The sequence below is a fragment of the Prevotella aff. ruminicola Tc2-24 genome (assembly GCF_900110895.1).
GTDB lineage: Bacteria > Bacteroidota > Bacteroidia > Bacteroidales > Bacteroidaceae > Prevotella.
The window spans coordinates 242,912-268,521 of the sequence record NZ_FOIQ01000006.1; the positions used below are offsets into that span (position 1 = coordinate 242,912).

Consider the following 25,610-nt stretch of genomic DNA (forward strand, 5'->3'; position numbering starts at 1 on the left):
CGTCATTCGTAATACCTAAGCGCAAAGTAACTAAAAAAGATAGTTGCATCCAACTAATTCGAATAGTTATTAAACTAAATTAATTAGTTTGCTTTGAATTTAACGTATTTTTAAAGAGCTTCGATGTATTCATACAGTTTCTTATAGAATGGATGACGCGTCATGGTAGAGGCATCGCCGAGGATAATGAGTTTCATACGGGCACGAGTGATGGCCACGTTCATTCGACGGAGGTCGCGCAGAAATCCAATCTGTCCTTCGTCGTTGGCACGGACCAAGGATATGAGGATGATGTCGCGCTCCTGTCCCTGGAAGCCATCGACAGTATTGACACTGATTAACTGACGATAAGGTTTGAAGAACTCCTTCTTTTTCAGTTGACGACGAAGGTACTGCACCTGAGCACGGTAAGGAGAGATGATACCCACATCGATACGCTCATCAAGAATTCGTTCCTTGCCAATCTTCCTGAAATAACTCTCTAACGCCATCAGCGTAAGTTCTGCCTCAGCCCTATTGATACGACCAAACGACTCACCAACGAACTCCTCACGGAAGAGTTCGCTTTGTTTATTTTCCGGATTCTCCTCACCAACGAGGTCGGGAGAGGTATCCATCCATGTCATCGGTACATCAAGATCCAAGATACTGCGGTACTTCACATCGGGTGCACTCTCCACCTGATTGCCATAAAACCAGTCGCTGGAGAAGCGCATAATCTCCTCGTTCATGCGGTACTGCATGCGTAACAAGGTGACAACCTCAGGCTTATTCTCCACGATACGCTCCATCAAGGTCTTTCCAAGACCGCCTTTCAGGGCTGCGATACTCTTTACTGTTGGTGGTAACTGACAATGATCGCCCGCCAGAATCACACGGGAGACACGTCGGATAGGTATCCAACAGGCAGCCTCAAGAGCCTGTGCAGCCTCGTCAATAAAGACTGTACCAAACTTCTGTCCGTCAAGCAGGCGGTTGGCAGAGCCGACAAGCGTAGAGGCGATGACACGAGCCTCACCGAAGAGGTCGGCATTGATGCGCACCTCCAACTCGGTGGCACGACTCTTCAGTCGTTCCAATTTCTGATGATACCGTTCGTCGCTTCGCTTGCGATGGGTACGGAGCTCTCGGATAGCCTTACGGATAGCCCACAACAGTTCATAATCGGGATGTGCCTCGAAACGCCGTTCATAGGTAAACGACAGCATCTTATCGTTAACACGCGTCGGATTACCGATCCGTAAGACATTGATACCACGATCTACGAGCTTTTCAGAAATCCAGTCTACCGCCATATTACTCTGCGCACATACCAGCACCTGATTCTCCCGTCGGAGCGTCTCATAGATAGCCTCAACAAGTGTCGTGGTCTTGCCGGTGCCTGGAGGACCATGCACTACCGCTACATCCTTGGCACGAAGCACCTTGTTTACAGCCTCTTCCTGTGTCGCATTCAAATAAGGGAAATGGAGCGACGCAAAACTATAGGTCTCAGCCTTCTGTCTGGAATAGAACAGATCCCGGAGATAACCCAGACGTCCCTTCCCCTTGATAGCTCGGTCGAGTGCTTCGAACATCGTCCGATAAGACGTCTCATCGAAAAACAACTGAATGCCCACATTCTCCGCGCTCTGTACGTCAATCAGAGGAGCTGTGTCGGGGACAGTCACCACCATACGGTCGCCATCGACATAGCTGACAGTACCGGAAAAAGGAAAATAATGGATACTGGACTTCTTCGCATTATCGTTTTTCACCCGAAAGAAAGCCACCGGCCTACCAAACTCGAAGTTATGTTCTATCATACCCGATGCCACATCGCCATCCTGTGCTTTCTCTTTGTCGCCCTGACGGTACACCTCCACAGCCAGTTGGTTCAGAGAGTTGTAATAGCTCCTCCCAATCCTCAAAGGATACCAGGCATCACCACGCATCACCTTCCGTTGCAGTCCCATCTCCTCGGTCTGCTTACGAAAAGCATCTTTCTCCGTCTGATACTCCAATTGGAGTAGCAGACGTTGTTGCTGAAGTGCCATAATCGGTGAAATGATATCTCCCATAACTATACTGCAAAGGTATACAAAAAATAAAACACAGTCATGCCTACATCCTGAGTTTTTCACTTTTTTATAAAAAACATCGCACCTCCATATCTCCGTGTTTAAAAAAAGATGTAACTTTGCAGCCGAAATGAAACAAATACTTCTGATTAACGACGTTGTGGGCTACGGAAAGGTAGGCATGGGCGCGATGCTACCTATCCTTTCTTATCTTGGCATTCCGACATACAGTCTGCCGACAGCCCTTGTGTCGAACACCCTCGACTACGGGAAGTTCAATATCCAAGACACGACAGAGTATATACGTGGAACGCTGCCTGTATGGAAAGAGCTTGGTTTCGGATTTGATGCCATCTGCACAGGACTGATGTTCAGCGACGAGCAGGCCAAACTTGTGGCGGGCTACTGCAAGGAACAGGGAGCACAGGGTACGACCGTCTTCGTGGATCCTATCCTCGGCGACGGTGGCCGACTTTATAACGGTGTGACACAGAAACAGGTGGAGTTGATGCGTGAGATGGTCTCTGTTGCACATCTCACCTTTCCCAACTATACCGAGGCTTGTTATCTGACGGACACGCCGATTGTCATGGAAGGAATCTCCTGGGAAGAGGCAAAGGTTCTGCTCGACAAGCTGAGAAGTATCGGCTGTAAATCAGCCCTGATTACCAGTTGTAAGATTGATGGCCAGAACGCCGTAGCTGGCTATAACCATTTCGACGATACCTACTTCCACCTGGAATACCACGAGATTCCCGGTCTCTTCCATGGTACAGGCGACATCTTCTCAGCTGTGCTCATCGGTCATCTGTTGAATGGGGAGACTTTGAAGACTTCCACGCGTACGGCGATGGATACTGTCTTCCGTATGATTGACCGCTATCGTAATACTCAAGACAGGAACAAAGGCATTCCCATTGAGAAATGCCTTGATTTACTATAGACACGAAAAGCCGGGACACCTTATCAAGAAGTGTTCCGGCTTTCGATTTATCATGATTGAATGCAAAGATTTCGTTGGCAGTCGTCAACATCTCTCTACATATATAACCACGAAAAGCATAAAATACTGCACAGAAATCTGTTAAATGATGTTATTTACTTAAAGACAAGTGTCTCGAGTGTGCAGAGAGACTTCTCCTTTGTCGCCGACGAGAATTTAAGATAGATCGCATGCTTACCTGTCAACTCCGTCAGAGCAGGTAACTCAGCCGTCAGTTCCGTCGACACTTTAGGCATATCGGTCTTCAGTTCTATCGTACCCAAGAGAGAGCCACCCTGCGACTCCCATGGCCTGTCAATCATCACCTGAATGGAACCGTCGATGCCCTCAGGAATCAGTTGAAGGAGTAGTTGAATATCCTTCTTCCCATGTGTATGAGTAAAGTTAAAGTACTTATAGCCGACAATAGAACCATCGGTATTGTTCACGACATTGTTGCTGTTATTCTTCAGATTATATGGTGCATCGAAATTCGTGTCCGTTCCGTATGAAGCTTCCACATACGAGCCATAGAAGACGTTATCCGGCCACTGGTGTTCCGCAACCTTCGGTCCCGTGTACCAGCAAGCTATACCGGCAGAATGACGCTCCAGCGGATTAAGGCCCTCCAAGGCAAAACCCTCGGAATTATACTCACCCTCGGAAATCTCTACCTTACCACCGATACCCTCTTCCACCTTCACTTCGATGGGAGCCACCATGGCCTGACGAGCATACTCATTCGTGCCAGTCTGACGGTGATAGAACACATACCACTGTCCGTTAATCTCACAGATACTACCGTGAGTATTACCAGAGATAGTACCAGAGGCAATCGTGTCACCCTGCTCATTAATCTCACGACCACGACCATCAATAATGGTACCGCCATAGGTCCAAGGTCCCAACGGTTTGTCGCTATAAGCATAGGCCAGCGTATAGTTTGTATCAGGCAGACCGAACTCACCGTCCTTTGTCCAACGACTGTAGATAAACACGTACTTATCCTTGATCTTACGGATAGACGAAGCCTCGAAGAAACGGAAATCACCAGACTGGTATCTGCCCGAAACCATATCTTCGACCACAGCTGTGCCTGGCTTTACCGTAGCCATCGTAGTAGGATCGAACTCCGCAGCATAAGAGCGTTCGAAGCCCCAATAACCATACACACGACCATCATCATCGACGAATACAGCAGGGTCGAACCTCAGCACCCCATCTACCTGATTAGGATCATCGGCACTCCAGTTGCACACCTCAAAAGGTCCGTCGGGTCTGTCGCTTTTAGCAATTAATCCGTTACGCATCCCCGTCTGATCATTAGGGAAGAGATAATAGGTCTTTTTGCCATCGCCATCTGTCACCAACGTCACATCTGGAGCGTAGAGAACATCGGCAGTTCCTATAGAATCGAACGGCTCCCCCTTCGCATTTTTGTCAACAACCAGGATCACGCCATCGTAGCGCCAATTGTTCAGGCTATCCACCGAAGCCGACCAGACCACCTGATCGCGACCACAATACATGGTCTTCAGATTGTCATGCGACCCATAGATATACACACGCTGTTTCCCCGGTTGATCAGGATCCTCGAACACATATGGTTCCCCGTCGGGGATATGCTCCCACATTGGAAGGAAGGGATTACCAACGGTGGTCAGTTCCGACTTGGCTGTCTCTGTCTGCCGTGCACACGAGACGATCATCACTGCGCAGCAGGCCACTGCCACGCTCATCATGAGGGCTTTTGCTTTCATCTTCTTTGTCTTTTTGTAACGAATAATCTGGGTGCAAATATACAACATTTTCTGCAGTTTCCTATGTGGTCTCATGGTATATTTTCTCTCATATCGCAAACTTTCCTAATCCTTGCGATTGAAATCGCGAAGATATTCGTATCTTTGCAACCGATGTTGACAAAGTATCACCCTTTACATACAGACATTAAGAAACCTGAACGGTTTACTTACCCCTTTTGTTACGAGCCTCATCCACTATGCCTATTGGCTGTCGAGGAGGTCAGACAAGAGATTCTGCGGATTAATCCCATCGAGGGGAAGATGTTTGGAGTGTTGGTCGTAGAATCGGCCGAAGGACTCGGATTCCTCGCCGCCTACTCTGGATTACTTGAAGGTCGGAACGACTGGTCATATTTCGTGCCGCCGGTCTTTGATGCTCAACAACCTGACGGTTATTTCAAAACCAAGGAACGGGAGATTTCTGCTGTGAACCGCGATATTGAGACAGCAGAGAACGAGCAGAGTCAACTAAAAGAAAAACGGAGACAGTTGTCAGAGGAATTACAACAATGGCTCTTTCATCAATATCGATTTCTGAATGCGAAAGGTGAGACAAGAGACCTTATCGATGTATGGCAGGATTACCACTGTTCGCCACGAATCAGGAAGCGATTCCCGTTGCCTCCTGGAGGCACCGGCGACTGCTGCGCACCGAAGCTATTGCAGTATGCCTATCTGCACCATCTGAAGCCTATCTGCATGGCAGAGTTCTGGTGGGGCGAGTCACCACAGGGTATCATCCGTCATCACGGTCAGTTCTACCCTGCCTGCCGTGGCAAGTGTAAACCTGTACTAACATGGATGCTGCAGGGACTTAGCGTTGATCCAAGCCCTGAGGAAATGAAAACTCCACACCAAGAGGTAGATATCGTATACGAGGACGAGGTCCTGGCCGTACTCAACAAGCCATCGGGGATGCTGAGTATGCCAGGTCGCACGGAAAACTATTCCGTTGCTTCCTGGGCCCAACAGCACTGGCCTGGCTCTGTTGTTGCACACCGTCTAGACATGTGCACCTCTGGTCTTATCCTAGTAGCAAAGACTCAAGAGGCATACCACCATCTACAAGAACAGTTCTCAAACCATACCATCAGGAAGAAGTACCTTGCTGTCGTCGAGGGTTCCCCCCGTGAGGAGCACGGCATCATCGACCTTCCCTTACTAAGCGATCCCATGAACCGTCCACGACAGTTGGTGGATCACGAGCACGGCAAACGGGCTATCACCGAGTTTCGTGTGTTGCCCCCATCCTTCCATCCCAAAAAGAATCAAAAGAGGTATACCCTCTTGGCTCTCTGGCCGCATACTGGTCGCACCCATCAGTTACGTATGCACTGCGCCCATCCAGAGGGTCTCGGTTGTCCGATATTAGGCGATGAACTCTATGGCAAAAAGGCCACAGACGGAAATCAGGCCGACCGGCTCTACCTTCAGGCACAAGCCATCACCTTCATTCACCCGACGACGAACAAACGTATGCATTTCGAACTACCCTACCCATTTGAACATATTATTCCTTATATATAAATAGTTATAATTATGGTTAAGCACATTATTCTCTGGACCCTGAATCCAGAACTCTCTGAAGAAGAGAAACAAAACGTGAAAAAAGACATCAAGGTCGGCCTAGAAGGACTGGTTGGTAAGGTTCCAGGACTGCTTGATGTGAAGGTACATATCGACGGTCGCCTGACCTCATCGAACGCTGACGTGATGCTCGACAGCACGCTTGAATCACCCGAGGCACTCAAAGGCTATGCCGTGCATCCAGATCATGTCGCTGTAGCCAACGGTAAGGTTCGTCCCTACACCGTCCAGCGCAGTTGTCTTGATTTCGAGATTTAAGTTAAACAACATTCTGAGGGTTACCACTCAGAAAGCAGCGAATATTTTCAACAGCAACCTTTATCAGACGCACTCTTGCTTCCGTGGTTGCCCACGCGATGTGTGGTGTTATATAGGCATTAGGCTGCTGTAACAAAGGGTTGTCGGCAGCAGGCGGTTCCATAGAGAGCACGTCTGCACAAAAAGCAGCCAATCGCCCTTCTGCCAGAGCATCAGCCACAGCCTGTTCGTCAACCAATGGTCCTCGTCCTGTATTGATAAGGATGGCTGTTGGTTTCATCAGTTGCAGTGACTCTCGATTGATGAGATGACGGGTACTCTCGGTGAGCGGGCAGTGCAGTGACAGGATATCGACTGTTGACAAGAGCTCTTCCAGCGAAACCTTTTCGATACCCCTCGGCAGCACATCCTTACTGCTGAGGGCTTTTACTTTCATGCCGAATGCCAATGCAATCTCAGCCACACGCTGACCAATATTTCCAAGTCCCACGATGCCAAATGTCTTGCCAGCCAGTTCCGTCAGAGTGGTATCCCAATAACAAAAGTCCTTACTCCGGTTCCAAACGCCGGCTCTGTTTTGTATCGCATAGTGTTCCGTCCGATTAGTCACCGTCAGCAGATGCGCAAACACCATCTGCGCTACACTTTCCGTGCTATAAGCCGGCACGTTGGTAACCATAATACCGTGTTCGTGAGCAGCCTCAACATCCACTACATTATAACCCGTAGCCAGAACTCCAATATATTTCAGTTTAGGCAACTGTGCTATCACATCCTTGTCCAGTACGACCTTATTGGTTAGTACAATCTCTGCATCAGAGGCCCTCTGCACTGTCTTGTCAGATGTTGTGCGCTCGTACACTGTAACATCGCCCAACGTCTCCAGTTCCTCCCATGACAGGTCACCAGGATCGGCTGTAAATCCATCAAGTATTACTATCCTCATGTATTCTCTTCTTTTTGATGCAAAAATACATTATTTTCCTGAATACCAAGACAAATTCACGAGAAATCGCTCACCATCTAACAGCTATTTGCTTAAAAAAGTTGTATATTCAATACAAAAAAAAGAGAACCTGCTAATTGCAGGTTCTCATTGATATTCTAAGAAATAATACGATTACTTCTTGTTCAAAGCGAGGTCGATGGCCACAGCTACAGATACGGTAGCACCCACCATCGGGTTGTTTCCCATACCGAGGAAGCCCATCATCTCAACGTGAGCAGGCACTGAAGAAGAACCTGCGAACTGAGCGTCAGAGTGCATACGACCCAGCGTGTCGGTCATACCGTAAGAGGCAGGACCAGCAGCCATGTTATCGGGGTGCAGAGTACGACCAGTACCACCACCAGAAGCTACAGAGAAGTAAGGCTTGCCAGCGAGCACGCGCTCCTTCTTATAAGTACCAGCTACGGGGTGCTGGAAACGAGTCGGGTTGGTAGAGTTACCAGTGATGGAGACATCTACATTCTCCTTCCACAGGATAGCCACACCCTCACGAACATCGTCGGCACCATAGCACTTCACCTTCAGACGGCTGGGGTTGTTACCATAAGGAACCTCCTTGACAACATTCAGGTCACCTGTGAAGTAGTCGAACTTGGTCTGTACGTATGTAAAACCGTTGATACGGCTGATGATCTGGGCAGCGTCCTTACCAAGACCGTTCAGGATGACACGAAGGGGCTTCTGGCGCACCTTATTAGCCATCTCGGCAATCTTGATAGCACCCTCGGCAGCAGCGAAACTCTCGTGACCAGCCAAGAAGGCGAAGCACTCAGTCTCCTCGCGGAGCAGACGAGCGGCGAGGTTTCCGTGACCAATACCTACCTTACGATCGTCAGCTACTGATCCGGGGATACAGAAGCTCTGCAGACCGATACCGATGGCCTCAGCAGCCTCAGCAGCAGTCTTCACGCCCTTCTTAATGGCGATAGCAGCACCACAAACGTATGCCCACTTAGCGTTCTCAAAGCAAATCAGCTGAGTCTCCTCACACATCTGATAAGGATCTACACCTGCCTTTTCACAAATCTCATTGGCCTCCTCGATAGAGTTGATGCCATTCTCCTTCAGAGCAGCAAGAACCTGGTTGATACGGCGCTCCTGACTCTCAAACTGTACTTTTCTAATCATTGTCGTATCCTCCTTATTCTTTACGTGGGTCAATAGCCTTAACTGCGCCCTGCTCCTCGGTGGTACGACCGTAAGAGCCGGTGAACTTCTTCATAGCCTCATTAGCATCCATGCCGTTCTTGACAGCCTCCATCATCTTGCCGAGGTGAACATACTCGTAACCGCAAACCTCGTTGTTAGCGTCGAGATACTGTTTGGTGATATAGCCTTCGGTGAGCTCGAGATAACGAGTACCCTTGGCAACAGTACCATAGAGCGTACCAGTCTGAGAACGAAGACCCTTACCAAGGTCCTCAAGACCAGCACCAATAGGCAGACCGCCCTCAGAGAAAGCGCTCTGTGTACGTCCGTAAACAATCTGCAGGAAGAGCTCGCGCATAGCGGTGTTGATAGCGTCGCATACGAGGTCGGTATTCAGTGCCTCGAGGATAGTCTTACCAGGAAGGATCTCACTGGCCATGGCAGCTGAGTGAGTCATACCTGTGCAACCGATAGTCTCCACGAGAGCCTCCTGGATGACACCGTCCTTCACGTTCAGACTCAGCTTACAAGCGCCCTGCTGAGGGGCGCACCAACCGATACCGTGGGTGTAACCGGAAATTTCCTTGATTTCTTTCACTGCAACCCACTTGCCCTCCTCGGGGATAGGTGCAGGACCATGGTAAGCGCCTTTGCAAACGCTACACATGTTTTCCACTTCTTTTGAATAAATCATTGACAATAAAACATTTAAATGTTAAACAACTTAATAAGTCCTCTTTGTGGCCTACAAAATTACTTGATTTATTTGAGTCTGTCAAGTAAGAACTAACGCATTTAATTATTATTAACATCAAAAATGCCCCTAACAGAGGCCTTTCTGGAGTTGATTTTGTATTTTTGCAACTCGATATTACAAATATGACTGATCAGGAACAGGAAAAGAGGGTAGAGCGCGCCGTGGAGAACTTCATGGCAGGCTATGGTTGCTGCCAGAGTGTTGTAGCGGCATTTGCTGACCTATATGGGCTCGACGACACGTTGGCAAAAAAAATCGCTGCCGGTTTTGGGGGCGGAGTCGGACGTATGCGGATGATGTGTGGAGCCGTATCAGGCATTGTCATGTTAGTGGGATTGGACTGTGGTCAGACGGAAGGCAGTGACCGCGAAGGAAAATCGGCCTGTTACAAGATTATACAGGAACTCCTGGCCAAATCAAAAGAAGAGAACGGTAGTCTGATATGCGCTGAGATTCTGGGACTTAAAGGTTACGAGAAGGTACATAGCAATTATGTGGCCTCAGCACGTACGGCAGAGTACTACAAGAGTCGTCCTTGCGTCGCGAAAGTCGAAAGTGCCGCCCGTATCTTTGCCAACTACTTAAAGAGCAAGCAGCCTTCATACTGACAAAACCACACACGTTTACAGATGGACACCGAGACCTAGCATGAGGTTGTTAGGGCGACGGAAGTCGTAAAGGCTATAGCCGATGTGGAGATAGGCTTTACGCATCAGTCCGACTTTCAGCGCCAGAATCTCGTAGAAGCCATCCATGTCCCTTGTATTAAGATTGACAAGGTTGTGTCCAATGCCAAAGTTGATGGTAAAATAAGGCATGACGAACTCGGCTCGGGCCGAGAGTCCCAACCCCATTTGGCGCGTCCTTGTTGTCCTAGTAACCATGTCGTCGTCAGAAATGTCACTCCCCAACGGCACGATGCCGTCGAGTTCAAGATTACTACTGCCGTCATAGTAAGCGTCGAGCGACGGACCGACATTGAACCTTGGGCTCAGGCGATAGAGAGGATTCATATTGAAACCTACCACGCCATAAGTACCTGGAAGAATATAGGACTCTTCGCCCAATTCGTAGCCCCTTCGTTTCCAAGCACCATACAGGGTCAGGTCCCACACCCAATGTCGTTTAAAGGGAGGAACGGCAGCATACGAAGGACGTTCAGGCCGTCTGTTCAGGTAATACGCCACAGAGGCTTTGGCACCCGCCACATTCAGTCCCGCGTTGGGAATGGAGGTGTTGCCATTGCTATAATGAGTAAAGGTCGCGCCGACGCTTAGATCCCAGTGACGTGAGATAATCCACCGCATATAGACCTCGGCATCCATATAAGCCGTCACCTTAGATCCGATGACATGGTTATCAGGATTTTTATCCTTATCGTAAGGTCTCCAACCACAGGTCAGACCGAAATCCCATTCATAGTTCAGCGACAGCCGATCTGAGAGCGACTTGATGGTAGCACCTTGGAGGATATAGACGGAAATAGGACTACCTAGTTGGGGGTTGAAGTCGTGGAAGGCCAAACCACCACCTTGATAGACACCTTTATAAACTGCTGCCTGCTCAGAACCTTCGAATGGTGCAAAGATATATTTCACCTTGGCTACCATCGAATGATTCATGGTGCGACTCTCCGAATTGTTACCGCGCAGGAAACGATTGGTATGAAGGATGATACCCGGTGCCATCTCCACCTCAATCCGATGGACAGCAGTGCTATCCTCTTCAGAGATAGCAGTAGCAGCGATAGCCGGAACCATCGCTGCTATTATCATAATTAGTCTTAGGAGACGCCTGTCTCCTCGCAGTATATTCAGGATCAAATTATTTCTCGTTTTCCGGCGCCTGTCCTATCAGATCCATGAACTCATCGAGTTTCGGCGTAATGATAATCTGAGTACGACGGTTACGTTGTTTGCCAATTTCCGTATCGTTGGTAGCGATGGGGTTATACTCGCCACGGCCACCGGCGGTAAGACGTTTCGGATCCACTCCATAATCGTTCTGCAAAGCCTGGACAACACTAGAAGCACGAAGAGCGCTGAGATCCCAATTGTTACGGATATTCGTCTTGGAGATGGGTACATTATCTGTATTACCCTCAATCAACACATCATAATCCTTATAATCCTTAATGATCTTAGCAATCTTCGACAAGGTCTGTGAGGCACGGCTATTGATTTCATAAGAGCCACTCTTGTAAAGCATATTGTCCGCCAAAGAGATGTAGACCACCCCTTTGAGTACCTGCACATCAACCTCCTTCAGTTCCTCCTTCGAGAGCGAACGGGTCAAATTGTTTGTCAAGACCATATTCAACGAGTCACTCTTCGACTTTACCTCCACCAAATGACGAATATACTGATTAGACTCGTTGATCTGATCGACCAACTTCTCAATAGAGATATTATTCTGACTAGCATTTGTCAGACTCTTGTCAAGAGACTGCTGCAACGCAGCATATGCCTTCTTCTGCTCGGCCAGTGCTTGTCTCTGGGCTGCCAATTGCTCCTCTAGACTTGCAACACGAGCATTCTTAGCAGCCAAGTCTTCCTTGGTCGCCTGCAGACTCTCCGTCAACGACTTATTCTCTGTCTGGCAATTAACCAGATCTTTCTTACTGGCACAGCTGGTCAACATTAGACCTGCGGCCACAGCAATGAATAACACGTTCTTTTTCATAATCGTTCCTTTCTAAAAGTTTTCACGTCTGCAAATTTAATAATATGTCATATAAAAACAATAAAAAAACGTGGTTATTAGAATAATTTTAATTATATTTGCAGACAAAAACCAAAATAACGATGAAAAATATAAAAGTATTACTCTTCGCAATACTGAGTATGCTTGTCTTATCTTCCAATGCTCAGTTGCTTGCCATAGGCGTCTCCCAAGAACTCGCCCAGCACAGAAAAGCTAACATCAGCAACGTCATTTATGATCTGACATTCAATATCCCAGCCAGTCCTCATGATGATGTAACAGGAAAAGTCATTATCACCTTTGACTTGAGATACAGTGAGGACGTCATCCTAGACTTTCAGGGGGAACTCAACGGGAAGAGTTATGTCTATAACAAACTGAAACGACGCGTACTAGCCGTCACTCAACAGAATGAGCATATCATCCTACCCATGAAGCAGATGAAGGCAGGAACAAATAAAGTGGAGTTCAGTTTCACTTGTCTTGATAAGGCCCTGAACAGAAACGAGGATTATATGTACACGCTTTTCGTGCCGGACATGGCACGCACAGCCTTTCCATGCTTTGACCAACCTGACCTAAGAGCCGTCTTCGCCACAACGTTGAAGACGCCGGAAGGTTGGAAGACGATGACCAGCGATAACAGTTGTCAACTACCAACTTATCTGTATTCGTTCGTAGCAGGAAGGTTTGAAGAGAAAAAAGTCACACGTGACGGACGTGTCATGCGTGCCCTTTACCGTGAGAAGGATCCGGAGAAGGTTGCCCAATTGGACAAAGTCTTTGACGAGGCCGCTCAGTCTCTGAAGTGGATGGAAGGCTATACCGGCATCGCCTGTCCGTTTAAGGAATACGGTCTGGCACTCCTGCCTAACTATCAGTTCGGTGGTATGGAACATCCTGGTGCCATCCAACTCAGTGACCGCCGTATTTTCTTGGAAAAATATGCAACACTAGAGGAAGAACTGAATCGACTGGAACTAATTGCTCACGAGACTGCCCATCTGTGGTTTGGCGCCCTCGTTTCTTTGAAGTGGTTCGATGACGTATGGGCCAAAGAGGTCCTCGCCAGTTTCATGGCATCGAAGATTACCCGTCGCTCCTTCTCCAGAGTTGATCACGATCTGAACTTCCTCAGAACATATCATGCCAACGCCATCGCCATAGACCGCACGGAAGGGACCCATCCCATAGCCCAGAAGCTGAAGAACCTGAACCATGCCAGTCTGCTCTATGATAATATCATCTATGACAAAGCACCAGTGATGATGCGTATGTTGGAGTTGATGATGGAGTCTTCGAAGCTCCAGAACGGTCTGCAGCGGTATCTTGTGGAAAACTCTTTCGGCAACGCCTCATGGGAGGATCTGGTCAATATTCTCGACGAGACAGCCCCCGAAGCCGGCGTACGTCAGTTCTGTGACGTCTGGGTGAAACAAAAAGGCATGCCATTCATCCATACGAGTTACCACGACGGAAAAATTGTCATCTCACAAACAGACCCTTACGGAAGAGGTATTGTATGGCCACAAAAATTCCAGATCAAGCTAATATATGACCGAGGAGAGAGTCGTACACTGTCTGTTGACATGCAACAGCCTACCATGTCTTTCAATGTCAAGGGAAAGCCCGACTTCATACTCCCGAATATCAACGGCAGAGGCTACGGCTGTTTCACTCTTGATGACGAATATGTCAAGTTGCTTCCGACACGTCTTCTCACCACCCGTAACAACCTGAACCGATATTGTCTGCTGCAGGTCATTCACGACAACTATCTGATGGGGAAAATTACACCATCCTACTTCGGAGAAATCTACCGTATGATGATGAAGGAGAAAGATCCGCTAATCATGTCGACCGCCGTCGACCACATGTTCAAAATCGCCTCTGACATGACACCAGAGCAACGGAAAACTCTCGAGCTCTGTATGCTGGATCTGCTAGGAGAGAACAAATCCAAGGAATGCCGCCAATATATCATCCGAAAGTTAGGAGCTAACGCCACCTCACCCGAGGTACTAGACCGTATCGAGGATATCTGGAGGAATCACGACGATCCACTTTTCAGCGAACATGACTTTATGGAGATGGCCTATCGCCTTGCCATCACTCGACCAGGACAATGGGAAAGTATCCTGCAGACGGAACGTGCCTTTCTGAAGACCGACGATCAGCGGAAGGAATTCGATTACGTCAGTCGTGCATGTAATCCTAGCGAACCCGATCGAACGAGGCTATTCAACATGCTACTGAAACCGGAAGGCCGCGTCCAGGAGCCATGGGCCATCCATGCCTTGCGCTTACTGAACTCCGACGTCTTCGAGCCGAAGAGTAATATCTATATCGAGCCGAGTCTAAAATCACTGGAGTTTATCCAACAGACTAGCGACATCTTTTTCCCAGACAACTGGGTTAAGGCCATGCTAGCAGGACACAAGAGTAAAGAGACAAGCCAGATCATCAAGAATTACTTTCAAAGCAATCCCAACTATCCAGAAAATTTAAAGAATAAGGTATTGGAGGCGGCTTGGACACTGATGAAGCAAGTGCCATACGTGGAGAAGCCCAATCCAAAGGTGGTTAAAGCAAAGACCACGACCTCCAAAAGAAAGTAATAACGCAGTACCCGTCTTACGGTCAGCCCCCATATGAGCACCCTCGACATTCGTCAAGGGTGCTTATTTGTATCATCCATCAAAAGAAAAAAGCCTTTTCTTTTTGCTTTTTGCTCACTTATTTGTACCTTTGTGCCCAAATTTCAAAAATACAATCAAGCAAGGTATGATTCTCTTTTTTAAGACTCCCCAGAAGAGTGTGATTGCCACGCAGGTGGATCATCAACTCAAACAAGATGAAGTAAAAGAACTGTGCTGGCTCTACGGCGATGCCGAGTTGCTGAGCGACGAAACATTATCGGGCTATTATGTGGGTCCACGTCGCGAGATGGTTACTCCTTGGTCGACAAATGCCGTTGAGATCACACAGAATATGGGTCTCAGCGGCATTTTGCGTATTGAGGAATACTTCCCCGTAGATACCGAAAATGCAGACCATGACCCTATGCTACAGCGTATGTACAAAGGACTTAATCAGGACATCTTCACCATTAGCATCATGCCTGAGCCCATCAAGTACGTAGAAAATCTGGAAGAGTACAACGAACAGGAAGGACTGGCCCTGTCGCCCGAAGAGATTGAATATCTTCATAAGATTGAGAAGGCCAATGGACGTCCGCTGACCGATTCGGAAATCTTCGGTTTTGCACAGATCAACTCAGAGCACTGCCGTCATAAGATCTTCGGTGGCATCTTTATCATTGATGGTGAGGAGAAGGAGTCGAGTCTGTTTGCCATGATTAAAAAGACCACGCAAGAGAATCCCAACAAGATTCTCTCCGCCTATAAAGACAATGTAGCCTTCGCCCAAGGACCAGTGGTTGAGCAGTTTGCACCTGCCGACCAATCAACTAGTGATTATTTCCGCGTGAAGGATATCGAAAGCGTCATCTCTCTGAAAGCAGAAACCCATAATTTCCCAACTACCGTTGAACCATTCAACGGAGCAGCTACTGGAACAGGAGGTGAAATCCGTGACCGAATGGGTGGTGGCGTAGGTTCGTGGCCTATCGCAGGTACTGCTGTTTATATGACAGCTTATCCACGACTGACTGACGACGACAAGTTGACTCGCGATTGGGAAAACATTCTCCCCGTTCGTCAGTGGTTGTATCAAACCCCAGAACAGATCCTGATCAAGGCCTCTAATGGTGCCTCTGATTTCGGAAACAAGTTCGGTCAGCCGTTAATCTGCGGTTCTGTACTTACTTTCGAGCATCAGGAAAGGCCACAGATAGGCGAGCAAAACTCGGGAGAGCCTAATGACACCAAGTATGCTTACGACAAGGTCATCATGCTGGCTGGTGGCGTAGGTTACGGTACCAAGCGCGACTGTCTGAAGAAGGAACCTCAAAAGGGCAACAAGATAGTTGTAGTAGGTGGTGACAACTATCGCATCGGACTGGGTGGTGGTTCTGTGTCATCCGTTGATACAGGTCGCTATAACAATGGCATCGAGTTGAATGCCATCCAGCGCGCTAACCCCGAGATGCAAAAACGAGCTTACAATCTGGTGCGTGCTCTCTGTGAGGAGGACGTGAATCCTGTTGTTTCCATCCACGACCACGGATCAGCTGGTCACTTAAACTGTCTGTCTGAGCTTGTTGAAGAGTGTGGTGGTGAGGTTGACATGACCAAGTTGCCAATTGGCGACAAGACGCTGAGCTCCAAGGAAATCATCGCCAACGAGAGTCAGGAACGTATGGGCTTGCTTATCGACGAAAAACATATCGAGCATGTCCGTAAGATTGCAGAACGCGAACGTGCTCCGTTGTATGTTGTCGGTGAGACCACTGGCGATGCTCACTTCTCGTTTAAGCAGGGTGATGGTGTGAAGCCCTTCGACCTCGATGTGGCTCAAATGTTTGGACACTCGCCCAAGACCATCATGAAAGACAACACTGTAGAACGTCATTATACAGACGTTACCTACTCTCAAGATAAGATTGACGAATATCTCGACCGTGTTCTTCAGTTGGAGGCTGTGGCCTGCAAAGACTGGTTGACCAACAAAGTTGACCGTTCTGTGACAGGTAAGATTGCTCGTCAGCAGTGTCAGGGCGAAATCCAGTTGCCATTGAGTGACTGTGGTGTTGTGGCGCTTGACTATCGTGGCGAAAAAGGTATTGCGACTGCCATTGGACATGCACCACAAGCTGGTCTGGCCAATCCTGCTGCTGGCTCTGTCCTCTCTGTTGCTGAGGCTCTTACGAATATCGTATGGGCTCCACTTACCGACGGAATGGATTCCATCTCACTCTCTGCCAACTGGATGTGGCCTTGTCGCTCTCAGGAGGGTGAGGACGCTCGTCTGTATGCTGGTGTTAAGGCTCTTTCGGATTTCTGCTGCGACCTGCACATCAATGTTCCAACAGGTAAAGACTCACTTTCTCTGAGTCAGCAGTATCCCAATGGTGAGAAGATCATCTCTCCTGGAACAGTGATTGTATCCGCAGGTGGTGAGGTCTCAGATATCAAGAAGGTTGTTTCACCTGTGTTGGTGAACGATAAGAATGCATCGCTCTATCATATCGACTTCTCCTTTGACGAGCAACACCTCGGCGGTTCTGCTTTTGCACAAAGTCTCGGTAAGGTGGGTAGCGATGTTCCAACGGTTAAAAATGCCGAGTATTTTGCCGACGCCTTCATGGCCATTCAGCAGATCGTCGAAAAAGGTTGGATTCTCGCAGGTCACGACATCTCTGCAGGTGGTCTGATTACGACTCTCCTCGAAATGTGTTTCGCCAATACCAAGGGTGGTATGCACATCAACCTTCACGATATTTGCAAGGATGGCGACATCGTAAAGGCCCTCTTCGCAGAAAACCCAGGTGTGGTCATCGAGGTGAGCGACGAGCACAAACAGGAGTTCAAGGATTTCATGGAGGAGCAGGGCGTTGGTTTTGCCAAGATCGGCTATCCCGTGCCTGAGGTTCGCACCATCGTGGTAAAGGCTGGCGACGAAGAGAAGACATTCAATATTGACACCCTTCGCGACACCTGGTACAAGACCTCTTATTTGCTCGATCGCAAGCAGAGTTTTAATGGCAAGGCTGCAGAGCGCTTTGCGAACTACAAGAAGCAACCATTGGAAATGAACTTCACCAAGGACTTCACTGGTAAACTTGCCCAGTATGGCATCTCTGCAGATCGTCGCAAGCCATCAGGTATTAAGGCTGCAGTTATCCGTGAAAAGGGAACCCAATGTGAACGTGAGACAGCCTACAGTCTCTACCTTGCTGGCTTCGATGTAAAGGACGTGATGATGACCGACCTGATTAGCGGTCGCGAGACACTCGAAGATATCAACATGATAGTGTTCTGCGGTGGTTTCTCCAACTCCGATGTGCTTGGTTCGGCTAAGGGTTGGGCTGGTGCTTTTCTCTTCAATCCGAAGGCCAAAGAGGCACTCGACAAGTTCTATGCCCGCGAGGACACACTCTCTCTGGGTATCTGTAACGGCTGTCAGTTGATGGTTGAACTCGGCCTTACGGGTGCCAAGGGCGTAAAGATGCTTCACAACGATTCCCATAAGTTCGAGAGCGAATTCATTAGCCTGAGTATTCCTAAAAATAACAGTGTCATGTTCGGCTCACTCAGCGGTTCGAAACTCGGACTCTGGGTAGCTCACGGTGAGGGTAAGTTCTCGTTATCTGAAGCCGAGAGCGCCTATAACGTAATTGCCAAGTACAACTACGCAGGCTATCCCGCTAATCCCAACGGTTCAAACTATAACGTAGCAGGTATCTGCTCTGCTGATGGTCGTCATCTTTGCATGATGCCCCACCCAGAGCGTGCTATCTTCCCATGGCAGTGCGCCTGGTACCCTGCTGACCGTAAGAATGACGAAATAACGCCTTGGATTGAGGCCTTCGTCAATGCACGTAAGTGGATCGAGGAAAAGGTAAAAAATAAAAAGTAAGTGAATATCTATTGGGATTCCTTTAAAACCTTCTTTAAGATTGGCATATTCACCCTTGGTGGTGGATATGCCATGATTCCTTTGATTGAGGAAGAAGTGGTAAACAAGAAGCAATGGGTATCCCACGACGAGATGCTTGACCTGATTGCTATCGCACAGAGTTGTCCTGGTGTCTTCGCCATCAACATCGCCACCTTCATCGGCTATAAACTGCGCAAAACGAAAGGGGCCATCGCCACCACTATCGGTACAGCCCTACCCTCGTTTCTCATCATCCTTGCTATTGCCATGTTTTTCAGTCAGTTTAAAGACAATCCTGTCGTGGCTGCTATTTTTCGAGGTATCCGTCCTGCGGTGGTGGCCCTCATAGCAGTCCCCACATTCCGTTTAGGTCAGCGCGCAAAACTCAACAGGTACACCATCTGGATTCCCATCGTATGTGCACTCGCCATCTGGGCACTCGGCGTGTCACCTATCTATATTATCATCGTTGCAGGTATAGTTGGATATATATATGGAACAATTACACACAAAGATACAGAAACACAGAAATAAAAGTTCTGTACCCCTGTATCTCTGTGATGAGCTAAATAAGACAATATGATATTCCTATATTTATTTATCACATTCTTCGAAATCGGGCTCTTCGGATTTGGAGGGGGATATGGGATGCTGTCGCTAATCCAACATGAGACAGTGGAACATTATCACTGGCTCTCCACCGCAGAATTTACCGATATCGTTGCTATCTCGCAGATGACACCCGGTCCCATCGGCATCAATTCAGCCACTTATTGCGGCTACACCGCCATCCACAATGCTGGCTACGGCGACATGACAGCCATACTCGGCTCTGTCACTGCCACTTTCGCCCTTGTGCTGCCCTCACTGATTCTAATGATTCTTATCAGCAAATTGTGCATGAGATACATGAGTACCCCGGTGGTACAATCGGTTTTCAAAGGTCTACGTCCTGCCGTTGTCGGACTACTGGCTGCAGCCACCTTACTTTTGTGCAATGCGGAAAACTTCTCTACACCAACAGAAAACCCATGGCAGTTCTTTGTCAGCATTGCCCTCTTCATCGCCACCGCTTTCGGCACTGGCTATATGAAGATCAACCCCATCCGCATGATCTGCTATGCTGGCTTTGCCGGACTGCTATTGTTGTAAACTATCTCTCGCTCTTAATAATCGTGACACAGGCAGAGCCAATGATGAAACTGATGCCTGCCACAATCATCATCGTAGACTGATGACTACCCACTGACGACAGAATGACGCCTCCTAAGAGGGCTGCAACAATCTGCGGAATACAGATAGTGCCATTAAATAGTCCCAAATAGGCTCCCATATGTCCATATCCCTGAAGAGCATTCGTCACGAAGGTAAACGGCATAGCAAGCATGGCTGCCCAAGCGCAACCAATCATTAGGAAGGGAATAAACTGCAAATACTGATTGTGGATATATGGTACCATCATAAAGCCAATGGCTCCAATAATCAGACTTACGGAATAAGCAAACTTCGTATTTTTGAACTGCGGGAGCAGGGCAGCCCAAATGACAGAACCCACAGCCTGCACAGCGAAGAGGATGCCCACCCAGTTACCAGCCTCCTGGAAGGCCTCACTGGCAGGATCAGTTGTATTCCAAACCACCTCAGCGATAGCACCGGTGGTATAATTCCACATATAAAGCATAGCGGCCCAAGAGAAGAACTGCACCAGTCCAACCTTCCAGAAGGTAGAGGGAGCATTTCTCAATAGCATGATCCAATTGGCACCACCCTCTTTCTCTTCTGAGACAGGGTTATATTCTGTATATTCCTTGGGATTCCATTCTTTCACCTTTGACGTCGTATAAATGACACAAAGAATCAGAATGGCGGCACCAATATAGAACGACCAGATAACCGAATCGGGCACAACACCCCTCTCGGCAACATTGCTGATACCAATAAACGTAAATACGAACGGGAAGACATATCCCACTACTGAACCCGCATTGCAGAGGAATGATTGTATAGAATAAGCTTTGGCTTTCTGCTTCTCATTGACCATGTCTCCAACCAACATCTTAAACGGTTGCATTGCCATATTGATGCTGGTATCGAGAAACATCAAGGCGATAAGTCCGAAGATCATAGCGGCACTGATGGTAAGTCCTAAAGAACCAGAGTTAGGTAATAGGCACATAACAAGCACTGCCAAGGCTGCTCCAACAAATAAATAAGGGATACGTCGGCCGTAACGGGTCCAGGTCTTATCGCTCAGTGTTCCGACAATCGGTTGCACAAGAATCCCCATCAAAGGAGGCAAAATCCAAAAATAGCTGAGGTTATGGGGATCTGCACCCAACGTAGCAAAGATTCGTGAGATATTAGCACTCTGCAGAGCATAGGCAATCTGCACGCCAAAGAATCCAAAACTCAGATTCCACAGTTTCCAAAAAGAAAGATCAGGTTTTTGTTTCATATCGTTGTTTTGTTTTTAGTCATTAGCCAAAGGCCATTACCTCGTTGTACCTCTAATAACCAGGCGAGTACGAACCACACGTTTCTCTACCTTCTCAATTGGTATCAAGCCTTCCACCTTATCCATCAGGATCTCTGCAGCTTCCTCGCCCACACGGTGTCCACGCTGTTCTACCGTTGTCAACATCGGATCACAGGCGATTGCTCGTTGTCCGTTAGTGAAGCCACATATAGAGATATCCTCTGGCACACGGATGCCTGCATGTTTTACAGTATAGAGTATACCAATGGCCGTATCGTCGTTGACAGCAAAGAAAGCATCGGGCGGATTATCAAGCGACAAAATCTCCGGCGTCAGTGCTTCAGCATCTGGTCGATTATCACAGACGCGGATAATCTTTTCATCGACTGTCAACCCGTGCTTCAACAGCGCATCTACATAACCATTATAGCGGTTCTTAGAAATCTCCAACTGCATCGGACCACCATAGAAAGCGATACGCCGACAGCCAGTCTCAATCAGATGCGTCACGGCATTATATGCACCCATATAGTCATCAACCACCACACGACTGGCATTCACGCCCGTACATATTCTATCGTAGAACACGATGGGGATTCCGGCATCCAGCAATTTCTGATAGTGGTCATAGTTCTTCGTATCTTTCGCTTGCGAAACAATAACACCACATACCTTATAGCGATGAAAGTTTTCACAAATACGTGCCTCACGCTCATACTGCTCACCACTCAACGACACCATAATATGATAGCCTCGGGCGGCGGCTGCCTCCTCAATACCTGTCAGGATTGAAGAGAAATAGTAGTGCGTAAACTCCGGCACGATTACCCCGATAATTTTCGTCGCCATAATTCGACTATGGCGCAAAGCCTCTCCTATGGCATTAGGATAGAAGTTGTGTTCCCGAGCGTACTGTTGGATGGCCTTCCGTCGTTCCTCACTGATACGAGGTGAATCCTTTAGTGCACGCGAAACGGTAGCCACGGAAATGCCAAACTCCCGCGCTATATCCTTCATCGTCATTGGGGTATTATCCTTCATCAGGTTTCTAACTATTGATAGTTGATGATGCAAAGATAGGAAATTATTCCTAATATTGTTCTCACACTCCTTATTATTATTATTACACATCGCATGCAAACGTTTGCACGTTCCTAATAACATTTTTAAACAAAAAAAAGAATAACGTATTGAAAAGAAGACTATCTTTGCACCGTGAACCCAACGTTCACCACCATCAAGCGACCTAAGCTTAACAGCTTAAAACAATATAACATACAAACAATTAACTCTAATTAAATGTAATGATGAAGCAGGTAAACATTCAAATCCCGCTTAGGATGCTCAGCCTTTTGTTGGGCTTGTTCCTATCGGCAAGTGCCTTTGCCCAGATCGAGGTTAAAGGACATGTGAAAGATGCTACAGGCGAACCCATTATCGGCGCTACGGTACGCGTTGACGGCACACAGACCGCTACCATTTCCGATTTTGACGGTAATTTCGCACTGACGGCTAATCAGGGTGCAAACATCAGCGTTTCATATGTCGGTTTCGTGACCGCTACGGTGAAGGCTGCGCCAAATCTCGTTATAACACTGAAAGAAGACCAGACTGTTTTGCAGGATGTTGTGGTTATCGGTTACGGTACCGTTCGCAAGAGCGATGCCACTGGTTCTGTTATGACCGTTGAGGCCGATCAGTTGAACAAGGGTCTTGCAACTTCACCGGCTGACCTGTTGCAGGGTAAGACGCCTGGTGTACAGATCATGACCAACAGCGGTGCTCCTGGCGCCGGCTCAACCATCCGCATCCGTGGCGGTTCGTCACTCTCCGCCTCAAACGACCCTCTGATCGTTATCGATGGCCTGCCCATTAGCTCGACCGAGATCTCTGGTGGTGATGTGCTCAACACCATCAACCCTAACGACATCGAGAGCTTCTCTATCCTGAAAGATGCTTCTGCCACCGCCATCTATGGTAGCCGCGCCTCAAACGGTGTGATTATCATTACCACAAAGAAAGGTAAGGCAGGTGCCAAGCCTCATGTGAACATTGACATGACTGGCTCGTTCAAGACCATTGCCAAGAAGGTGGATGTGCTTGGCGCAGACTCCTTTAAGGATTTCTTTGTAGCCAACTACAGCGGGAATGCTGACGCCATGGCTGCTCTGGGCAATGCCAAGACAGACTGGCAGGACAAGATCTACCGTACTGCCTGGACAGAGGAGATCAATGCCAGCGTTACCGGTGGCTATGTCAAAGGCAGTGACTTCAAGATGCCTTATCGCGTTAGTGCCGGATTCCTGAACAACGACGGTATTCTGAAGACCACCAACATGAATCGTGGGACTTTTGGAGTGAACCTGACCCCGACACTGCTCGACGACCATCTGACCATCAATCTGAATGGTAAAGGTGTGTTTACCCATAATTCTTTTGCCGACGAGGGTGCTATCGGCAGCGCTATTCAGTATAACCCGCTGAAGCCCGTCTACAATGAGGACGGCAATTATCACTACTGGATGAACAGCGGTCTGCCTAACTCTATGGCAACTTTGAACCCTGTAGCTCAGTTGGAACAGCAGAACAAAGACAGTTATGTTCGTCGTTTCGTGGGTAACGCCCAGTTCGACTATAAGTTCAAGTTCTTGCCAGGTCTACGCGCCAACCTGAACCTTGGTCTTGACTACTCGACTACAACAGGCTGGGATATCACTGACTATAAGAGTGAGATCTCTTATCATAACAAAGTACAGAACGGCACTGGTGAGTGGAAGAAGTACACTCAGATGCGTCGTGACCAGACATTGGAGTTCTATCTGGCTTATGCCCGTGAGCTGAAAGAACTGCGCAGCCGCTTTGACATCTTGGGTGGTTACTCTTGGCAGCACTTCTACAATAAGAAGACCGAGCGTAAGCTTTCTAACGACGGTAATAATCTGGAATATGCTGTAAAGGAGCCGATCTTCATGACCGAGAGTTATCTGGTATCATTCTATGGCCGACTGAACTGGACGCTCATGGATCGCTATCTTCTCACTGCTACTTTGCGTAACGACGGTACGTCACGCTTCCAGAACAACAAGTGGGGTCTGTTCCCCTCTGTAGCTCTGGCATGGCGCATCAATGAGGAAGCATTCCTGAAAGATGTCGACTGGCTGTCGAACCTGAAACTCCGTCTGGGATACGGTATCACCGGTCAGCAGAACATCAATCAGGGTGACTATCCTTCTATTCCCACCTACCACACCAACCAAGGAGGTTCTTACTATTGGTTTGGCAACAGCGCAATCGTTCCTATCACACCGAAGGGATATGCTGCACAGATTAAGTGGGAGGAAACAACAACCTACAATGTAGGTCTTGACTTCGGTTTCCTGAAAAACCGCATCAACGGTAGCGTAGATGTCTATAAGCGTAAAACCAACGATCTGCTCAACGAGGTGCCCGTTGCTGCCGGTACCAACCTGACCAACTATCTGTTGCAGAATGTTGGTGATATGGAGAACAAGGGTATTGAGGTTGCCGTGAATGTCGTTCCCATTGAGAAGAAGAACTTGCGTTGGGAGATTGGCGTGAACTTCGCCTACAACAAGAACGAGATCACCCGACTGACTGCCAGCGACGACCCCAGCTATCTGGGTGTAGAGGTTGGTGACATCAATGGTGGTGTTGGTAACCATATCCAGATCCAGCAGGTGGGTAACCCCATCAACTCATTCTATGTATTCCAGCAGGTATACGATGAGGCTGGCAAGCCATTGGAGGGCGTGTATGTGGATCGCAACCATGACGGGCAGATCACAGACAATGACCGTTATGTATACTACAAGCCTGATGCCGACGTGAATATCGGTCTGAACACCGAGCTAAGTTACAAGAAATGGACTCTCTCCGCTGCTTTCCGCTCAAGCCTTGGCAACTACGTGTACAACAATGTAGCCTCTAACACTGAGATGAAGGCTGACATGTGGACGAATAACTTCATCTGCAACCGTGTGACCACCGCTCCTTACAGTGACTTCTCACAGGCACAGTACCGTAGCGACTACTACGTGCAGAATGCGTCTTTCCTGAAACTCGACAAGATGACACTGGCTTACAACGTCTGCGATTGGATCCGCGTACACCTGACAGCCCAGAATGTCTTTACCATCACCAATTACAAAGGTGTTGACCCCGAGGTTAAGGATGGTCTTGACAAGAATATGTATCCGCGCTCACGCAACTTCATCGTAGGAGCAAGCTTTAACTTTTAACTAATAG

The 25,610-nt window shown here is 48.2% G+C and carries 18 protein-coding genes; 9 read left to right on the top strand and 9 right to left on the bottom strand.

What is annotated here, in order from left to right; genetic code table 11:
- Nucleotides 1–110 precede the first annotated feature (110 nt).
- Nucleotides 111–2,060, bottom strand: coding sequence for an AAA domain-containing protein (locus BMY63_RS11565; RefSeq protein ID WP_091916949.1), 1,950 nt, complete (start codon nt 2,058–2,060; stop codon nt 111–113).
- Between the two features lie 130 nt (nt 2,061–2,190).
- Here BMY63_RS11565 and BMY63_RS11570 point away from each other — a divergent pair, with 130 nt between their 5' ends.
- Nucleotides 2,191–3,003 (top strand): bifunctional hydroxymethylpyrimidine kinase/phosphomethylpyrimidine kinase, encoded by an 813-nt coding sequence (locus BMY63_RS11570; RefSeq protein ID WP_091916951.1) that lies wholly within the window; start codon nt 2,191–2,193, stop codon nt 3,001–3,003.
- A 155-nt stretch (nt 3,004–3,158) separates the two neighbouring features.
- On the opposite strand, the gene BMY63_RS11575 is transcribed toward BMY63_RS11570, so the two are convergent.
- Nucleotides 3,159–4,802, bottom strand: coding sequence for a family 43 glycosylhydrolase (locus BMY63_RS11575; protein ID WP_255397453.1), 1,644 nt, complete (start codon nt 4,800–4,802; stop codon nt 3,159–3,161).
- A gap of 153 nt (nt 4,803–4,955) precedes the next feature.
- Here BMY63_RS11575 and BMY63_RS11580 point away from each other — a divergent pair, with 153 nt between their 5' ends.
- Nucleotides 4,956–6,371: an RluA family pseudouridine synthase gene (locus tag BMY63_RS11580; protein ID WP_091900102.1), complete on the top strand. Its 1,416-nt coding sequence runs from the start codon at nt 4,956–4,958 to the stop codon at nt 6,369–6,371.
- Nucleotides 6,372–6,383: 12 nt separating this feature from the next.
- Nucleotides 6,384–6,689: a Dabb family protein gene (locus tag BMY63_RS11585; RefSeq protein ID WP_091900103.1), complete on the top strand. Its 306-nt coding sequence runs from the start codon at nt 6,384–6,386 to the stop codon at nt 6,687–6,689.
- A 1-nt stretch (nt 6,690) separates the two neighbouring features.
- Here BMY63_RS11585 and BMY63_RS11590 read toward each other — a convergent pair whose 3' ends face one another.
- From BMY63_RS11590 to BMY63_RS11600, 3 genes are all read right to left on the bottom strand, one after another.
- Nucleotides 6,691–7,635, bottom strand: coding sequence for a D-2-hydroxyacid dehydrogenase (locus BMY63_RS11590; RefSeq protein ID WP_091916953.1), 945 nt, complete (start codon nt 7,633–7,635; stop codon nt 6,691–6,693).
- Between the two features lie 174 nt (nt 7,636–7,809).
- Nucleotides 7,810–8,826, bottom strand: coding sequence for a GGGtGRT protein (locus BMY63_RS11595; protein ID WP_091900105.1), 1,017 nt, complete (start codon nt 8,824–8,826; stop codon nt 7,810–7,812).
- A gap of 13 nt (nt 8,827–8,839) precedes the next feature.
- Nucleotides 8,840–9,541 carry an iron-sulfur cluster assembly scaffold protein gene (locus tag BMY63_RS11600; RefSeq protein WP_091900106.1) on the bottom strand — a complete coding sequence of 234 codons (702 nt, stop codon included), beginning with the start codon at nt 9,539–9,541 and terminating at the stop codon, nt 8,840–8,842.
- 185 nt (nt 9,542–9,726) lie between these two features.
- On the opposite strand from BMY63_RS11600, the gene BMY63_RS11605 reads away from it, so the two are divergent.
- Nucleotides 9,727–10,212, top strand: coding sequence for a C-GCAxxG-C-C family protein (locus tag BMY63_RS11605; protein ID WP_091900107.1), 486 nt, complete (start codon nt 9,727–9,729; stop codon nt 10,210–10,212).
- Between the two features lie 15 nt (nt 10,213–10,227).
- On the opposite strand, the gene BMY63_RS11610 is transcribed toward BMY63_RS11605, so the two are convergent.
- Together BMY63_RS11610 and BMY63_RS11615 are read right to left on the bottom strand one after the other, a co-directional pair.
- Complete coding sequence (locus BMY63_RS11610; RefSeq protein WP_091916955.1) at nt 10,228–11,379, bottom strand: acyloxyacyl hydrolase; 1,152 nt, start codon at nt 11,377–11,379, stop codon at nt 10,228–10,230.
- 49 nt (nt 11,380–11,428) lie between these two features.
- Entirely contained in the window at nt 11,429–12,286 is an 858-nt protein-coding gene (locus BMY63_RS11615; protein ID WP_091900109.1) for an OmpA family protein, read from the bottom strand.
- A gap of 122 nt (nt 12,287–12,408) precedes the next feature.
- Between BMY63_RS11615 and BMY63_RS11620 the strand changes: the two genes are divergently transcribed.
- The 4 genes from BMY63_RS11620 (at nt 12,409) to BMY63_RS11635 (ending at nt 20,020) form a co-directional block, all read left to right on the top strand.
- Entirely contained in the window at nt 12,409–14,925 is a 2,517-nt protein-coding gene (locus BMY63_RS11620) for a M1 family aminopeptidase (RefSeq protein ID WP_091916957.1), read from the top strand.
- A gap of 166 nt (nt 14,926–15,091) precedes the next feature.
- Nucleotides 15,092–18,847: a phosphoribosylformylglycinamidine synthase gene (gene purL, locus BMY63_RS11625; protein ID WP_091916959.1), complete on the top strand. Its 3,756-nt coding sequence runs from the start codon at nt 15,092–15,094 to the stop codon at nt 18,845–18,847.
- Nucleotides 18,848–19,402 carry a chromate transporter gene (locus tag BMY63_RS11630; RefSeq protein ID WP_091916962.1) on the top strand — a complete coding sequence of 185 codons (555 nt, stop codon included), beginning with the start codon at nt 18,848–18,850 and terminating at the stop codon, nt 19,400–19,402. It abuts the gene before it with no gap.
- 45 nt (nt 19,403–19,447) lie between these two features.
- Nucleotides 19,448–20,020, top strand: a complete 573-nt coding sequence (locus BMY63_RS11635) for a chromate transporter (RefSeq protein ID WP_091916964.1) — start codon at nt 19,448–19,450, stop codon at nt 20,018–20,020.
- A 1-nt stretch (nt 20,021) separates the two neighbouring features.
- Here BMY63_RS11635 and BMY63_RS11640 read toward each other — a convergent pair whose 3' ends face one another.
- Nucleotides 20,022–21,323 carry an SLC45 family MFS transporter gene (locus tag BMY63_RS11640; protein WP_091916966.1) on the bottom strand — a complete coding sequence of 434 codons (1,302 nt, stop codon included), beginning with the start codon at nt 21,321–21,323 and terminating at the stop codon, nt 20,022–20,024.
- Nucleotides 21,324–21,359: 36 nt separating this feature from the next.
- Nucleotides 21,360–22,385, bottom strand: coding sequence for a LacI family DNA-binding transcriptional regulator (locus BMY63_RS11645; protein WP_091900115.1), 1,026 nt, complete (start codon nt 22,383–22,385; stop codon nt 21,360–21,362).
- A gap of 266 nt (nt 22,386–22,651) precedes the next feature.
- On the opposite strand from BMY63_RS11645, the gene BMY63_RS11650 reads away from it, so the two are divergent.
- Entirely contained in the window at nt 22,652–25,603 is a 2,952-nt protein-coding gene (locus tag BMY63_RS11650) for a SusC/RagA family TonB-linked outer membrane protein (protein ID WP_091917000.1), read from the top strand.
- Nucleotides 25,604–25,610: the final 7 nt, after the last annotated feature.

Excerpts from the sequence above, each read along its gene's own strand:
- BMY63_RS11565 (WP_091916949.1), bottom strand. The coding sequence starts at position 2,060 with ATGGGAGATATCATTTCACCGATTATGGCACTTCAGCAACAACGTCTG.
- BMY63_RS11570 (WP_091916951.1), top strand. The coding sequence starts at position 2,191 with ATGAAACAAATACTTCTGATTAACGACGTTGTGGGCTACGGAAAGGTA.
- BMY63_RS11575 (WP_255397453.1), bottom strand. The coding sequence starts at position 4,802 with ATGAAAGCAAAAGCCCTCATGATGAGCGTGGCAGTGGCCTGCTGCGCA.
- BMY63_RS11580 (WP_091900102.1), top strand. The coding sequence starts at position 4,956 with ATGTTGACAAAGTATCACCCTTTACATACAGACATTAAGAAACCTGAA.
- BMY63_RS11585 (WP_091900103.1), top strand. The coding sequence starts at position 6,384 with ATGGTTAAGCACATTATTCTCTGGACCCTGAATCCAGAACTCTCTGAA.
- BMY63_RS11590 (WP_091916953.1), bottom strand. The coding sequence starts at position 7,635 with ATGAGGATAGTAATACTTGATGGATTTACAGCCGATCCTGGTGACCTG.
- BMY63_RS11595 (WP_091900105.1), bottom strand. The coding sequence starts at position 8,826 with ATGATTAGAAAAGTACAGTTTGAGAGTCAGGAGCGCCGTATCAACCAG.
- BMY63_RS11600 (WP_091900106.1), bottom strand. The coding sequence starts at position 9,541 with ATGATTTATTCAAAAGAAGTGGAAAACATGTGTAGCGTTTGCAAAGGC.
- BMY63_RS11605 (WP_091900107.1), top strand. The coding sequence starts at position 9,727 with ATGACTGATCAGGAACAGGAAAAGAGGGTAGAGCGCGCCGTGGAGAAC.
- BMY63_RS11610 (WP_091916955.1), bottom strand. The coding sequence starts at position 11,379 with ATGATAATAGCAGCGATGGTTCCGGCTATCGCTGCTACTGCTATCTCT.
- BMY63_RS11615 (WP_091900109.1), bottom strand. The coding sequence starts at position 12,286 with ATGAAAAAGAACGTGTTATTCATTGCTGTGGCCGCAGGTCTAATGTTG.
- BMY63_RS11620 (WP_091916957.1), top strand. The coding sequence starts at position 12,409 with ATGAAAAATATAAAAGTATTACTCTTCGCAATACTGAGTATGCTTGTC.
- purL (WP_091916959.1), top strand. The coding sequence starts at position 15,092 with ATGATTCTCTTTTTTAAGACTCCCCAGAAGAGTGTGATTGCCACGCAG.
- BMY63_RS11635 (WP_091916964.1), top strand. The coding sequence starts at position 19,448 with ATGATATTCCTATATTTATTTATCACATTCTTCGAAATCGGGCTCTTC.
- BMY63_RS11640 (WP_091916966.1), bottom strand. The coding sequence starts at position 21,323 with ATGAAACAAAAACCTGATCTTTCTTTTTGGAAACTGTGGAATCTGAGT.
- BMY63_RS11645 (WP_091900115.1), bottom strand. The coding sequence starts at position 22,385 with ATGAAGGATAATACCCCAATGACGATGAAGGATATAGCGCGGGAGTTT.
- BMY63_RS11650 (WP_091917000.1), top strand. The coding sequence starts at position 22,652 with ATGAAGCAGGTAAACATTCAAATCCCGCTTAGGATGCTCAGCCTTTTG.